Here is a 12,885-nt window from a genome sequence, read left to right as displayed (position 1 = left end):
AATTCGGACGCGGGGTGGAGCAGCTCGGTAGCTCGTCGGGCTCATAACCCGAAGGTCGTCGGTTCAAATCCGGCCCCCGCAACCAACTCTTTCGTCAGCTTGCGATTGTATAAACAGTCGAAGGCAGACAAACGCCACCAAGCTACTGCTCGGCTTGAGGGTGACAATTCGGACGCGGGGTGGAGCAGCTCGGTAGCTCGTCGGGCTCATAACCCGAAGGTCGTCGGTTCAAATCCGGCCCCCGCAACCAATTTTCTGTACGTTCCCTTCCTGCATTGCCAATCATTGAACAATCCTTCTTGATGCTCGTCACCATCTGGTGATTGCTGCTATTTCTGACGCTTTTTCAAGACCAAAACTGGTCGTATCAACCATTTGTTGGGTATCATCAGGTATCTCTTCATGGATGAGGCACGCGCCTGTGATCACTCCCTTCACCTATCTTCCTCCTGCTATTGAAAGCCGGGATGCCACGCTGGCCGAAGCCCTTGCCCAAGGGCTGCCGTTGCAACTGCTGCTGATCGCCGAAGAGCAGAAGGAGTCCTTGCTTTCGCTCCCCGCCCTTGCGGGTCTCCAGACCCAGCTTGCGCTGGGGAAAAAAGCGCCCTTTACCCTGATGCACGGCAATACCCTGTTGCAGGTGATGTTTGTGACCGGCAGTGTGACGCGGGATCACCGCCTCTATAAACAGATCAGAGGCTGGATTGCTCCTCTTTCTGGGCTCAATGTGGAGCGCCTCGGGCTGCATCTGGAAGGTTTTTCCCCCTCCGAGCGAGTGATGCTGGCCGAAGTGATGCTGTCGGCCCTGCTTGCCGCCAATATTTCGTTGCCCACCAGCAAGCGCCGCAGTGAAAGCAGCTGGAGCTATCAGCAGATCAAGGTTTCACCCGCGGTGGTGCTGGACTTGGCGCGCCTTTACAGCGAAGCGGGGGGCAACGGGCTGGCTCGCCATCTGGCGGTGTTGCCTGCCTCCGAGCTGACGGCTGCCAGCTATCGCGAGTTTGTCAGCAAGCTGGCGCAAGATGAGGGGTGGCAGTGCCATCACTATGATCAGGCGCAGCTGGCCGAGTTGGGGGCGGGGGCGTTTCTGGCAGTTGCTCGTGGCTCGGAAGACAATCAGGGAGCCATGGTCAAGCTCAGCTACTATCCACCCAAGCCGGTGCGCCGCATTGCACTGGTAGGCAAGGGGATCTGTCACGACTCCGGCGGTTACAACCTCAAGGTCTCTGGCAGCATGTATGGCATGCATCTGGACATGGGGGGCAGCGCGGTGGCGCTGGGGGCCCTCTACGCCATCAGCCGAGCTCAGCTACCCTACGAGGTACACTGCTGGTTGGCCATTGCCGAGAACCATATCGGCCCTCACGCCTATCGCCCCGGCGAGGTGGTGACTGCCATCAATGGCACCTCCATCGAGGTGGTCGATACCGATGCCGAAGGGCGAATGGTACTGGCCGATACTCTGGCAATGGCGGTGCAGGATACTCCGGATCTGCTGCTCGATTACGCGACCCTGACAGGGGCCTGCAAACGGGCGCTGGGTAGCCGCTACAGCGGCGTCTTTACCAATCGCAGCGAATGGATGGTATCGCTGGTCAATCTGGGTCAGCGCAGCGGCGAGCGGATCTGGCCCTTCCCGCTTGATGACGATTATGACGACAACATCGAGAGCGAGTGGGCCGATCTGTTGCAATGTGCGCCGGGCAGTTCGCCGGATCACATCGATGCGGCTCGTTTCCTCGCCCACTTCGTGCCCGAGCAGACCCCCTGGCTGCACTTCGACCTGAGCGGTTTTCGCAACAAGGGAGGCAATGGGGTGGTCTCCAGCGAAGTGACCGGCTTCGGCGTGCGTCTCACGCTGGATCTGCTGGCCAGCCCGCTTGGCAGAGTTGGTCGCCAAGCCTCTGAACAATCTGAATGATAACAAGGATTTCTGTGAAACAACCAAGCTATGATTGGGTGCTGTTCGATTTGGATGAAACCCTGCTCGATTTTCCGGTCGCCTCTGCGCTGACGCACACCTTGCAGATCTATGGCGTACAGGCTGATGACGCCAGCATGGCGCAATATCACGCCCTCAACCATGGGCTCTGGCAGCAGTACAACGACGGCGAGATCGATGCAACGGCGTTACAGCAGACCCGCTTCTCCCTCTTTGCCCAGCAGGTTTCCGCCGATCCCATGGCGATGAACAACACCTTTCTGGAGCAAATCATTGCCCTTAGCATGCCTCTTGAAGGGGTGGTCGAGACCCTGCAGCAGCTGCGCAGCAAGGTGCGGATGGGGATCATTACCAATGGTTTCAGCGTGCCTCAGCGGGGGCGGCTCGGCAAACTGGGCTGGAGCGAGTGGTTCGAGCCGCTGGTGATCTCCGACGAGATCCGGGTGACCAAGCCGGCGCCAGCTATTTTCCAGCACACTCTTTCCTTGATGGGGCAGCCGGATCCTGCGCGGGTGCTGATGGTGGGGGATAATCCGAAAACCGATATTGCCGGGGCGGCGGCGCAGGGGCTGGCAACCTGCTGGTACAACCCGGCGCGGCAAGCGGGCGAGTGCGATGCCACACACGAAATCCACCACTTCGCCCACCTTGCCGACATTGTGCTGGGACGCTGATAGCCAAGTTTAACTATCACGTTATCGGTGACCAAAACGTCCTGGCAAGTTGCAACCAGAGCTGTTTGAGTCAGTATTGGGTTTGCTTGAGACTGCAAGGGGAGCATATGCTCCCCTTACTTATGAGTGTTTTCCTGTGAATGCAGGGATCTGAACTGGTAGCGATCGAGGATCTGCTGATAGTCGGGGCTCTGTTTCAATTGATCGATAGCCTGATTGATCCGCTGCAGTTGCGCTTCTGTGGTGCTCTCTTTGCTAAGCATCAGGTGAACCGGTGTCTGTTCGATATGCAGCAGAATATACAGCTTGTCCTGCACGCCATCCTTACCCTGCCACTCCTGCAGTCCGTGGGGATCCAGAATAAACCCCTGGATCCGTCCCCCTTGCAACATCTTCAGCAACTGATCCAGCCGCAGGCGCATCTGCAAACGGGGCTGCAGCTCGGGCCTTGCCATCAACTGGCGGAAGGTATTGCCGTAATCAAAGCCCTTGAGCACCCCGATATGAAAGTCAGGGGTGTTGATCAACTGCTCCAGGGTGGTAATCCCGCGCCAGCGATCGGCATCTTGCCGACGGATGACGATGGCCGTCTCCTCTTCCCGATAGGGGTGGCTGAAGCGGGCATATTGCTGCCGCTCGGCGGTGATATTGGCTGACATGGCCAGTTGAACCGTGCCGAATTTCAGCTCGTGCAACACGCGAGCCCAGGGCATTTCACTGAATTTGGCCTGATAACCGGCCCGCAGGAAGATGGCGTTGAGCAGCTCCACATCCAGTCCGCGGAGCTGTTGCTGTTCATTGCGATAACTGAAGGGCTGCCAGTCGACCCAGCCCACGACCAATGACTCTTGTGCCGTAGCCTGGCAACACAAACACCATAACAACAAGAGTCTGTACACAACGCATACCCTCGAACAGGCTGATACGGTGAGTATTGGACAGGAACGACGGAGTAACCAGTGCTGAGGGTTGAGCGGATGCACAGATGTGCATCCCTCACAGTTCGTGGGCGTGGAATCCCTTGCGATAGCGGGCTTCGCAGCGCGGGCAGCGTTGCAGGGTCGGATCCTGTTCCAGCTGTTCGATGGAAAGCGGCTCTTCACAATCGGAGCAGAGGCCATAGAGGCCGAGATCCATCTGGCAGAGTGCCGCATCGATCCGCTTGAGGCGGGCCACGCTCTGCTCAACCTTCGGCAGATCCAGCCGGCTGGTCAGTTCCACCAGTTGATCCTGCTCGCAGTGACCGACCTGTTCGGCCCACTCGTCACGGCGGCAGGCTTTGAGCTGACCGATCAGCGTTTCTCGTACTTGGGCCCAGTCTGACAGCAGGCGATTACGCCAGACAGTCAACTGTGCTTGCGTCATTTCACACACATTATCCCCCACAGGACAGACGACAGATTCGGGGCAGTATAGGGATCCGATAACTCTATCAAGATGATATGCGTCAAGTTAAACGTGGTTAGCCGTGGCTTTTGGCTGCTTGCAGCAGGGCATCGCGGATCGGATCTGTCTCTTTGAGCACCCGGATCTCCTGAAACAGCTGGTCCGCTTCGGGATATTCCCGCTTGAGATAGCTGAACCACTGTTTGATGCGGCTGGGGTAGTAGTCGGCTTTTTCGCTGGCCAGATCCTGCTCGGTATAGCTCACCATCAACTGCAGCACCTCGGCCCAGCTCATGTGCGGGCAGCCGGTTTTCATCACGTTGGCCAGATTGGGCAGGGAGATGGCGCCGCGCCCGACCATCAGGGCATCGCAACCCGAGACCCTGGCGCAGGCGAGGGCATCTTTGTGATCCCAAATTTCGCCGTTGGCGGTGACGGGGATGGGCAGGGCGCGGCGAATGGCATCCACATACTCCCAGTGGGCGGGTGCCTTGTAGCCTTCGCGCTTGGTGCGGGCATGAACGGCCAGCTCGTTGGCGCCCCCCTGGAAGACCGCCTGGGCGTTCTCCAGATAGAGATCCTTGTCGTCGTAACCGAGGCGAATTTTGGCGCTCACCGGCAGATGGGCGGGCACCGCCTCGCGCACCGCCTTGACGATGCGGTAGATGGTCTCTGGCTCTTTGAGCAGCACCGCACCGCCCTTGCTCTTGTTGACCGTAGGGGCGGGACAGCCGAAGTTGAGATCGACCCCGGGGGAGCCCAGCTCGATGGCGCGCACGGCGTTCTCGGCCAGCCACTCGGGGTGTTGCCCCAGCAGTTGTACTCGCACCGGGGTGCCTGCGCGGGTTTTGCCATCTTGCAGCAGTTCAGGGCAGAGGCGGTAGAACACCTTGGCGGGCAGCAGCTGATCGACGACCCGGATAAACTCGCTCACGCAGAGATCGTAATCATTGACGGAGGTGAGTACCTCCCGCATCAGGTGATCCAGTACCCCCTGCATGGGGGCCAAAATAACGCGCATAACGGCTTTCCGACGAGAGTGGGGAGAAAAAAGAGCGCAGATTGTAGTGGGGTTGCGGCCCGCTGTCAGCACCCGCTCAATCTCTGTTAGGCTAGAGGGAGATAAATCACGCAAGGAGAAGGAATGAAGCGTTGGTGTCTGATGGCGCTCGGGTGGCTGGCATTTGCCACCGGTATTGTGGGCATTGTGCTGCCGCTATTGCCGACTACCCCCTTCATGTTGCTGGCTGCCGCCCTGTTTGCCCGCTCGTCGCCCCGTTTTCATCGCTGGCTGTTGACCCATCCCTGGTTTGGCCCGCCCATCGTGGATTGGCAACAGTATCGCGGCATTCGTCGTCAGGCCAGACGGCGCGCCATTATCTTCATTTTGCTCACCTTTTCGGTGTCGCTGGCGGTGGTGCCACTGCTGTGGGTCAAGGGGTTGCTGGTTATCATAATGGTGATCCTGCTCACCTGGTTAATGCGTCTGCCGGTGCTGGAGCCAGTTGCAATGGTGAAGTGAAGTCCCTAAGCTATTGCAGCAATAATGCTATGGAGTCGGCCTGTCATTTTTGCGTGACAGGCTTTTTTATTTCCCGCAGAAGGGAATTGAGAAAAAATGGCCACCCCTGGGTCAAAAAAATAAGCGGTCAACACATGAATCCGGAAACCCTGAAATTTATCGAAGCAAGCATCAAGACCATTCCCGACTATCCGAAGCCGGGCATTCTGTTTCGTGACATCACCAGCCTGATTGAGAACGCCGAGGCCTTCAAGGCCACCATCGATCTGCTGGCCAATCATTATCGTGATCAAGGGATCACCAAGATTGTTGGCACCGAAGCTCGCGGCTTCATCTTTGGCGCGCCGGTTGCCTATGCCATGGGGCTGGGCTTCGTGCCGGTCCGCAAGCCGGGCAAGCTGCCGCGCGAAGTGATCGAGGAGTCCTATGCCCTCGAGTACGGCACTGACACCCTGCAACTGCACACCGATGCCATCGTACCCGGTGACAAGGTGCTGGTCGTGGACGATTTGCTGGCGACCGGCGGTACCGTCGATGCGACCGTCAAGCTGATCCGCCGTGCCGGTGGTGAAGTTGCCGATGCGGCCTTCATCATCTCCCTGCCGTCTCTGGGGGGCGATGCCCGCCTGACTGCCGCTGGCATCAAGGTGGTCTCACTGGTCGAGCTGGCCGGCGAGTAATGCCTCTTCGGCCCGATCCTCTGCATCGGGCCTGCATTGAACCGGTGCCCTTGCGGGCATCGGTTTGAAAATCAAGCGATCCCTCCCGCTCTCACCGATAGCCGATACAGCCAGCCCGCCATTTGTGTTAGCATCCGGCCTCAATGCCCTGTCTTCCCAGCATGATGGATTTATGAGCTATCAGGTTCTGGCGCGTAAATGGCGCCCCCATACGTTTGAACAAGTGGTAGGCCAGCAACATGTGCTGACCGCCTTGACCAACGCCCTGGATCAGGGACGGCTGCATCACGCCTATCTGCTGAGCGGTACCCGCGGGGTCGGCAAGACCACCATCGCCCGTATTCTGGCCAAGAGCCTCAACTGCGAGCAGGGGATCAGCAGCCACCCGTGTGGCGTCTGCGATACCTGCCGCGAGATCGATCAGGGCAACTTTGTCGACTTGCTGGAGATTGACGCGGCGTCGCGAACCAAGGTGGAAGATACCCGCGAGCTGCTCGACAACGTGCAGTACCGTCCGGCCCGCGGCCGCTTCAAGGTCTACCTCATCGATGAAGTGCACATGTTGTCGCGCCACAGCTTCAACGCGCTGCTGAAAACCCTGGAAGAGCCGCCTCCCTATGTGAAGTTTCTGCTGGCCACCACGGATCCGCAGAAGCTGCCCATTACCATTCTCTCGCGCTGCCTGCAGTTTCATCTGAAGAGTCTGGATCAGACCCAGATCGCCAAGCAGCTCGAATGGGTGCTGGATCAGGAGGGGCAGCCCTTCGAGCCGCGCGCCCTGCTGGCACTGGCCAAAGCCGCTGACGGCAGTATGCGTGATGCCCTGAGCCTGACCGATCAGGCGCTGGCCCACGGGAATGGCAGCGTGCGCCTCGACAGCGTGCTGGCGATGCTGGGCACGCTCGATCACCGCCATCTGCACCAGCTGCTGGAAGCCATTTTGCGGCAAGATGCCCCCGCGACTATGGCCAAGATCACCGAGATCGCCACCCTGGGCCCCGATTTTGATCAGCTCCACGCCGAGCTGGAAGGCTTGCTCCATCGCATCGCCATGGCACAGCTGCTGCCTGCCAGTGTGCAGGAACAGGGGGCGGATGCTGATTCCCTGCTGCAACTGGCCAAGGCGATGAGCCCAGAAGAGGTGCAGCTCTGCTACCAGATTGTGCTGGGTGGCCGTAAAGATCTGCCTTGGGCCCCCGATGGCCGCACCGCGCTGGAGATGACCTGCCTGCGGATGCTCGCCTTCTCCCCAAGGCGCGATGCCCTGCATCCGGCCAGCCTCACTGCGCTGCCCCCGTCACTGACGAGCAATGCCACTCCGGTAGCCTCCTTGCCGGGAAAGCCCCCGGCCGCTGAATCGGCCGCAGTGGCACCGATCAGCGGCGCCGTGCCTGCACCGCTAGCCAGCCCTGTTGCCAGCACGCCTGTTGCTACCAGTGCAGTGCCCGCGGTTGATGTCTCCCTGCCTGCGATGACGGATGACATCGGCAACCCCGCCGACAGCGAGGAGGAGGCGCAAGCCGCCGAGCTGTTCAGTCAGCAGGATGAGTTGCTGCGTGAAGCTGCGGGCATGGGGTATCAACCCGAGCCCGAGTTGCCCCATGCGCAGCCCGATGTGTCTGCGCACTCAGACGCACAGCCCGCAGATGCGGATGATCGAGCGTCTGCCGCAGCCGATACCGACTATTCCCGTGGCGAGCCGCTGACCGCCCCCTTCGAGCCCGCGCTCGCAGCGACAGCAACGCCTGTTGCCGCTGCTGAACCGGTATCAGCGGTATCGAGCATGCAGAGTCTGCTTGGCAAGCGAAATATGTTGCGCAGCCGCCAGCGAGGTCAGGATGCCCCGGCGGCGCCTGCGCCGCGTGCAGTACCAGTTGCGCCAGCTCGCCCTGTTGCGCCCGCTACTGCACCGGCCGTCGCGCAACAGCCTGTCTCTGTCAGCCAACCGGCCGGGCAGGGGATGGCGGCGATGGGTCACGATGATGAGCTGCCACCGGTGGATCTCTATGGCGACGGTTACGAGCCGCTGGGTGACAACGGGGAATACGAGGAGTACCTCAATCAGGGCTTTGCCGAGCAGACTCAGGTGATGAGCCACGCCCCTGTCACGGCACCGGTCCAGCCAACCGATCTGCCACCTTGGGATCTCGACGGGCAGCCGAGCTATCGGCCCGGCGAGCGCAGCGCTGCGGCGCCAGCGGTGATGCCAGCCCCTGCGACCCAGCCGGTGGCGCCCGTTGCTACCATGGCGGTGGCTGCTGCACCCGTGACGCAGAGCGAACCCCCTCAGCCTGTGATGGAGACCATCGACTGGGATGAGCTCGAAAGCGACAGCGAGCCGCAAGAGGGAGAGGCGACTCGCCTTATCCCCTCCTCGCTACTCAATGGTTGCGGTGACGCTTGGGCCGAGTTGATCGCCCACACTCAGGTGGGAGGGCGGCTGCGCCAGCTGGCCATCAACTCGGTGATGACGCGGGAAGGGGACAAGGTACTGCTAACCCTCAAGCCCGAGCAGCGCCATCTGGTGAGCGACAAGGCGCGCGCCGATCTGGCCGAGATCATCGGGCCCGCGCTGGGGCAACCGGTGCAGGTCGAGGTGACGCTTGGTATGGTGCCTGACCAGGAGACCCCCCTCGAGATCGAGCACCGCCTCTATCTCGGGGTGCGCGAGCAGGTGACCCGGGATCTGGAGCAGGATCCCAACGTGCAGTTTTTAGTTCAGCGGTTTGGTGCCGTGCTTCATCACGAGAGCATCGAGCCCCTCAACCGCTAAATTCCGTGGCCGGGAGCTTGCTTCCGGTTGAAAAGCAGTTTGGCTGTCCCCATCTAGGACAGACAAGCCCACAGCCCGGCGCTGGATGCCGGATTTCAAGACGAGAGACGACATATGTTTGGTAAAGGTGGAATGGGGAACCTGATGAAACAGGCCCAACAGATGCAAGAGCGTATGCAGAAGGCGCAGGAGCAGCTGGCTCAGATGGAAGTGACCGGTGAAGCCGGTGCTGGCATGGTCAAGGTCACCATGACCGGTAGCCACAGCGTCCGTCGCATCGAGATCGACCCCTCCCTGATGGAAGATGACAAGGAGCTGCTGGAAGATCTGGTTGCTGCCGCTTGCAACGATGCCGTGCGTCGTGTGGAAGAGCAAAACAAGGCCAAGATGGGCGAACTGACCGGTGGCATGCAACTGCCGCCAGGCTTCAAGATGCCCTTCTAAGACGACTCTCCCCGCGCATTCTTGCTCCCTTGTCGCTAGCCATTCGGGTCACGGCAAGGGAGACGGCCGAGAGACCCAAAGACGCAGCGTTATTGCTCAGGCGATAAGCTGCGTTTTTTTATGGGCGCCATGCTGGCGCGGGCGGGCTCTAACTACCCCTTCTGGGGAGAGGTTGCCACAGCGAAGGCCGATTACGCCATGAAACGCAGCGCCTTGTATAGGCGGCACTATTTGTCGATACCCGCTATCGGATATCCCGGTTTGGCGTGGCCGGGCTGGATCGGCATAATGGCGGCTTGCCGTATCGAGGAGATTGTATGAAATATATCGGAGCCCACGTCAGTGCGGCCGGCGGGGTGGAGAATACCATCGCCCGCGCCCAGGCTATCGGGGCCAACGCGTTTGCCCTCTTTACCAAGAATCAACGTCAGTGGCAGGCCGCCCCCTTGTCGGATGCCACCATCCGCGCCTTCAAGGCGGCCTGTGACAAGGCCGGTTTTCTGCCGGAGCAGATCCTGCCCCACGACAGCTATCTCATCAATCTGGGCCACCCGGATCCCGATGGTCTGGCCAAATCCCGCGATGCGTTTCTCGACGAGATGAAACGCTGCGAGCAGCTGGGGCTCTGTTATCTGAACTTCCACCCCGGTAGCCATCTCAAGCAGATCCCTGAGGCGGCCAGCCTCAAGTTGGTGAGCGAGTCCATCAACTGGGCGCTGGAGCGCAGTGAAGGGGTGACGGCGGTGATTGAGAATACCGCAGGGCAGGGGACCAACCTCGGCTGGTCGTTCGAGCACCTCGCCACCATCATCGAGGGGGTGGAGGACAAGAGCCGGGTCGGGATCTGTTTCGATACCTGCCACGCCTTTGCCGCGGGTTACGATCTGCGCACCGCAGAGAGTTGCGCTGCCGTCTTTGCCGAGTTCGACCGTACGGTGGGTTTTCACTATCTCAAGGGGATGCATATCAACGGCGCCAAGTGTACCTTCGGCAGCCGGGTCGATCGCCACCACAGCTTGCGGGAGGGCAATCTGGGGGAGGCAGTATTCCACCACATCATGAATGATGAGCGCTTCGATCGCATTCCGCTGATCCTCGAGACCATTGACGAGTCCATCTGGGGCGAGGAGATCAGCTGGTTGCGCAGTCTGGCGAAGTGATACTCAGAAGCGAATCAAAGAGAGGGAGCCGTGGCTCCCTCTCTGCTTTTTCCGTCATTGGCGGGCGGGTCTGCCAGCGGCGCTCCGAGCGGGCGTTACTCTGCGCGGCTCACCTCGGCATCCTTCACCTGAGCCCGGCAGAAGTGGATAAAGTGGCGCAGGGAGGTGGAGTGGTACTTCTGCTTGTGCCAGATAAGGGAGAGCTGACGAGGGAAGCGGCGGGAGAGGGGCAGGGCGATCAGCCGCCCATCTGCCAGGCGATCCGAGGCTGCCAGCCGTGAGATAAAGGAGATGCCAAGCCCCTTCTCCACCGCCAGCATCACCGCCTCCAGGGTGTTGAGTTCAAGCCCTGGTTGCCAGCGGGGCAGCTCGGGCTGGATCTGCTGGATAAATTGCTCGCGGCTGCCCGATTGTGCTTCACGCAATACCCAGGTCTCGCCCCCCAGTCGGGAGAGGGAGAGCTCCTTCTTGTTGGCAAGCGGGTGACCGGGTGGGGCCACCACCAGCATCTCGTCCTGCAGCCAGGGTTCGGCGAGAAGGTCGGGGTGGTGGTTCTCCCCCTCGATCAGTGCCATATCCAGCTCGAAGTTGGCCAGCGCATGACAGAGCAGGTGAGTGTTGTTGATGGTCACCTTGGGGGGGAGTCCCAGCTCCTGTTTGCTGCTGGCGAGCAGGGTGGGGAGCAGGTAGTTGCCGATGGTCTGGCTGGCACCAAGGCGAAGCTGGCCGCTCGGCTCGGCATCGGGGCTGAACAGGTTCTCGATATCCTGCATCCGGGTCAGCAGCTCTTCGGCGGCCGGTTGCAGCAGGCGCCCCTCGTTGTTGAGCTGCAATCTGGGGTGAATGCGGTCAAACAGCGGGGTAGAGAGCTGGCGCTCCAGCTCCTGCAGCGACTGGGAGACAGCCCCCTTGCTCAGGCAGAGCTCGTTGGCGGCAAGGCCAAGGTTTCCATAGCGGGCAATGGTGGCGAACACTTTCAGCTGCTGCAGGGTCAGTTTCATCGTGTTTGGTTTTCCTGAATGATTGATTTAATTCATTTAGATATCGTAAACGATAAGGGGCCATTATCCTATCGCCATAGTCATCAATAGAAAGGTGTCATCATGATCGCAAGAACCCGTAAATCACTGGCTGCCGCCCCAACCCCCATGGCGGGTTTGGCGCTGGGCATCGCCAGCCTTGGTTGGTGTTGGGAAAATGCCGGTCACTTCGATGGCCGGATGCAACTGCTGGGTGCCGCCATTGCGGCTGTGCTGCTGGTGATCCTGACCTTCAAGTTTCTGCTTCACCCCCGCCTGCTGTTGCAGGATCTCGCTCACCCCGTAGTCGGCAGTGTGGTACCGACCTATGCCATGGGTACCATGGTGGTCTCCAAAGCGCTGGGTATGATTGCGCCACAAGCGGGCGAGGCCCTCTGGCTGTTTGCCGTGGCGGTTCACCTGCTGTTCCTGGCCACCTTTATCTGGCATCGCGCCAAAGAGTTTGAAATCCACCACATGGTGCCGAGCTGGTTCGTGCCGCCAGTAGGCATCATCGTGGCTGACGTCGCCTTCCCGGGTGGTCAGTTTGCCCCGCTGGCCAACGGTCTGCTCTGGTTCGGGATCATCTGCTACGGCCTGATGCTGCCGCTGATGCTCTATCGCCTGATCTTCAGCCATGAAGTGCCGGATGCCGCCAAACCGACCATCGCCATTCTGGCTGCCCCTGCCAGTCTCTCTCTGGCCGGTTACCTGACCGTCAGCCAGGAGCCGTCACTGCTGCTGGTGGCCGTGCTGTTGGGGATCGCCATCCTGATGACCGGCATCATCTATCTGGCCTTCATCAAACTGCTGCGTCTGCCCTTCTCGCCGGGTTATGCCGCCTTCACCTTCCCGCTGGTGATCGGTGCCACCGCTCTGTTCAAAGTGGCTCATCTGGTTGAAGGGTTTGCGCAAGGCAGTCACTACGTCGAGCAGATCAGACTGCTGGCTCACTTCGAGCTGGGGGTGGCTACTGTCATCGTCGGGTATGTGGCACTGCGTTACCTGATGTTTTTTCTGCCGCAGCGTGATACAGAAATGAACAACGGCATGGCTCGCCAAGGGGCTCACCGATAAACCTTGGTGATGTGACATCGGGAAATGGATAAGCAGTGCGCTCCGAGAGCGACGGGATAAACGACCAGTCATACGATGGATGGACAAAGAGCCTCCACCCTGGTTGTGTAACGAGCAAAATGCCCCGCAGTGCGGGGCATTTTTTTATGGTTTTTTGATGTGGCGCCCGTGGCGGGCTATTTGCCATGGATTTAACTGGTATTACCTG

The 12,885-nt window shown here is 60.0% G+C and carries 12 protein-coding genes and 2 tRNA genes; 10 read left to right on the top strand and 4 right to left on the bottom strand.

From position 1 onward, the window contains the following. Nucleotides 1-8 precede the first annotated feature (8 nt). From AB5Y71_RS12420 to yjjG, 4 genes are all read left to right on the top strand, one after another. A tRNA-Met gene (locus AB5Y71_RS12420) sits at nt 9-85 on the top strand. Between the two features lie 88 nt (nt 86-173). Continuing rightward, nucleotides 174-250: transfer RNA gene (locus tag AB5Y71_RS12415), tRNA-Met, on the top strand. Between the two features lie 171 nt (nt 251-421). After that, on the top strand, nt 422-1,921 hold the full coding sequence (locus AB5Y71_RS12410) for a leucyl aminopeptidase family protein (protein ID WP_368171705.1): 1,500 nt from the start codon (nt 422-424) through the stop codon (nt 1,919-1,921). 14 nt (nt 1,922-1,935) lie between these two features. Then, on the top strand, nt 1,936-2,616 hold the full coding sequence (gene yjjG, locus AB5Y71_RS12405) for a pyrimidine 5'-nucleotidase (RefSeq protein WP_005361017.1): 681 nt from the start codon (nt 1,936-1,938) through the stop codon (nt 2,614-2,616). 116 nt (nt 2,617-2,732) lie between these two features. Here the strand turns inward: yjjG and AB5Y71_RS12400 are convergent, their stop codons facing one another. The 3 genes from AB5Y71_RS12400 to dusC all read right to left on the bottom strand — a co-directional run bounded on the left by AB5Y71_RS12400 (nt 2,733) and on the right by dusC (nt 5,023). Next, complete coding sequence (locus AB5Y71_RS12400; protein WP_159158836.1) at nt 2,733-3,452, bottom strand: ABC transporter substrate-binding protein; 720 nt, start codon at nt 3,450-3,452, stop codon at nt 2,733-2,735. 160 nt (nt 3,453-3,612) lie between these two features. Next, the gene (locus AB5Y71_RS12395; protein ID WP_019445807.1) at nt 3,613-3,981 is read right to left on the bottom strand and encodes an RNA polymerase-binding protein DksA; all 369 of its coding nucleotides are present in this window, start codon (nt 3,979-3,981) and stop codon (nt 3,613-3,615) included. Between the two features lie 97 nt (nt 3,982-4,078). Next, on the bottom strand, nt 4,079-5,023 hold the full coding sequence (dusC, locus tag AB5Y71_RS12390; protein WP_323890107.1) for a tRNA dihydrouridine(16) synthase DusC: 945 nt from the start codon (nt 5,021-5,023) through the stop codon (nt 4,079-4,081). Between the two features lie 123 nt (nt 5,024-5,146). Here dusC and AB5Y71_RS12385 point away from each other — a divergent pair, with 123 nt between their 5' ends. From AB5Y71_RS12385 to nfo, 5 genes are all read left to right on the top strand, one after another. Beyond that, nucleotides 5,147-5,524, top strand: coding sequence for a YbaN family protein (locus AB5Y71_RS12385; RefSeq protein WP_064335934.1), 378 nt, complete (start codon nt 5,147-5,149; stop codon nt 5,522-5,524). A gap of 134 nt (nt 5,525-5,658) precedes the next feature. Continuing rightward, nucleotides 5,659-6,204 (top strand): adenine phosphoribosyltransferase, encoded by a 546-nt coding sequence (gene apt / locus AB5Y71_RS12380; RefSeq protein ID WP_005352403.1) that lies wholly within the window; start codon nt 5,659-5,661, stop codon nt 6,202-6,204. A 172-nt stretch (nt 6,205-6,376) separates the two neighbouring features. Further along, on the top strand, nt 6,377-8,977 hold the full coding sequence (gene dnaX, locus AB5Y71_RS12375) for a DNA polymerase III subunit gamma/tau (RefSeq protein WP_368171693.1): 2,601 nt from the start codon (nt 6,377-6,379) through the stop codon (nt 8,975-8,977). 114 nt (nt 8,978-9,091) lie between these two features. Then, nucleotides 9,092-9,421 (top strand): YbaB/EbfC family nucleoid-associated protein, encoded by a 330-nt coding sequence (locus tag AB5Y71_RS12370; RefSeq protein ID WP_005333445.1) that lies wholly within the window; start codon nt 9,092-9,094, stop codon nt 9,419-9,421. Nucleotides 9,422-9,738: 317 nt separating this feature from the next. Further along, nucleotides 9,739-10,581 (top strand): deoxyribonuclease IV, encoded by an 843-nt coding sequence (nfo, locus tag AB5Y71_RS12365; protein ID WP_005352396.1) that lies wholly within the window; start codon nt 9,739-9,741, stop codon nt 10,579-10,581. Nucleotides 10,582-10,676: 95 nt separating this feature from the next. Here the strand turns inward: nfo and AB5Y71_RS12360 are convergent, their stop codons facing one another. Beyond that, nucleotides 10,677-11,582 carry a LysR substrate-binding domain-containing protein gene (locus AB5Y71_RS12360; protein ID WP_040068074.1) on the bottom strand — a complete coding sequence of 302 codons (906 nt, stop codon included), beginning with the start codon at nt 11,580-11,582 and terminating at the stop codon, nt 10,677-10,679. Between the two features lie 102 nt (nt 11,583-11,684). Here AB5Y71_RS12360 and AB5Y71_RS12355 point away from each other — a divergent pair, with 102 nt between their 5' ends. Further along, a complete protein-coding gene (locus tag AB5Y71_RS12355) occupies nt 11,685-12,677 on the top strand; it encodes a TDT family transporter (protein ID WP_005333439.1) in 993 nt (330 codons plus the stop codon). Nucleotides 12,678-12,885 lie beyond the last annotated feature (208 nt).

The organism is Aeromonas sp. R9-2, from assembly GCF_040908025.1.
GTDB lineage: Bacteria > Pseudomonadota > Gammaproteobacteria > Enterobacterales > Aeromonadaceae > Aeromonas > Aeromonas veronii.
This window is presented reverse-complemented; position numbering and strand designations above follow the sequence as displayed.